1 protein-coding gene and 1 pseudogene are annotated in these 1,010 nt (G+C 44.7%); both read right to left on the bottom strand.

The features are described from left to right. A partial coding sequence (locus tag A3739_RS08810; protein ID WP_197472221.1) for an aminotransferase class IV occupies positions 1-368 on the bottom strand: 368 nt, incomplete at its 3' end. Positions 369-515: 147 nt separating this feature from the next. Continuing rightward, a pseudogene (locus tag A3739_RS08805) lies at positions 516-1,010 on the bottom strand (bifunctional glutamine synthetase adenylyltransferase/deadenyltransferase); the annotation flags it as partial.

Raw genomic sequence — 1,010 nt, 5'->3', positions numbered from 1 at the left:
GCAACAATCACGTGTACTTTTAAGTTATCAGCACGCAAACCCATGCCTTCAGAACCAAAGAACACCATTGGACGCAAATACGCTTCTTTCAGATTGTTCTCGCGAACAACAGCTTTCTGCGCTTCATTGATTTCTTCTTTGGTATAAGGCATTTCCATGTGCATGATGTGCGCAGAACGGAAAAGACGATCAGTGTGATCCTGAAGCTTAAAGATCGCTGTACCTTCAGAAGTTTCATAAGCACGGACGCCTTCAAACACACCCATACCATAGTGCAATGTATGCGTGAGTACGTGCACCTGAGCATCACGCCAAGGTACCATTTTTCCGTCAAACCAAATCAGGCCATCTCTATCAGCCATCGACATCGTGCTTCACTCCTTACAGTGGCTAGCGCCTTAGCTAGCTTGAGTTTCAATAATAAAAATAAAAGGTTGGGCATTCTACCAAAGACAAGCGTTTTCGCCTACGAATAAGTTGAGCTGAAAGATAAATCCTTGATATCAACATGGTGATTAACCGAAGATTTTTACAAACGCATCGTGCGCCACATCGCGCTCAACCGGAAACTCTTTCAATCCTTCAGGATAACTAACACCTGACAAACTTTTTCTGTGCAACGCAGATCGTAAGGCTCTATACGCATCATCCAAAGCTTGATACGAAAGTTTTTCATCAATGGTTGACGAAAGTGCCTCCAACAAGCGCACATTATCTGACCAAACTGTTAGTGATGGATGCTCATGCGCATTGGCCAATACCAAGAACTGCGTTAAGAACTCAATATCAATCAATCCACCTCGACCTTGCTTGATATTTTTTTCTGCCATGTCGATCGAGCCGAGCTTATCTGCTGCAGCCGTATGCATCTTCTCTCTCATCACTCGGACTTCTTCAAGCAACTTGGCGCGCTCTCTTGGCATACTCAAAATTGCATCGCGTACTGCATCAAATTTAGCCATTACCCGCTCATCACCAGCAACACAGCGAGCACGAACTAAGGCCTGATG

The organism is Oleiphilus sp. HI0067 (assembly GCF_001635735.1).
Note: the sequence above shows the minus strand (reverse complement) of the source record. Positions and strands in the feature narration are given on the sequence as shown.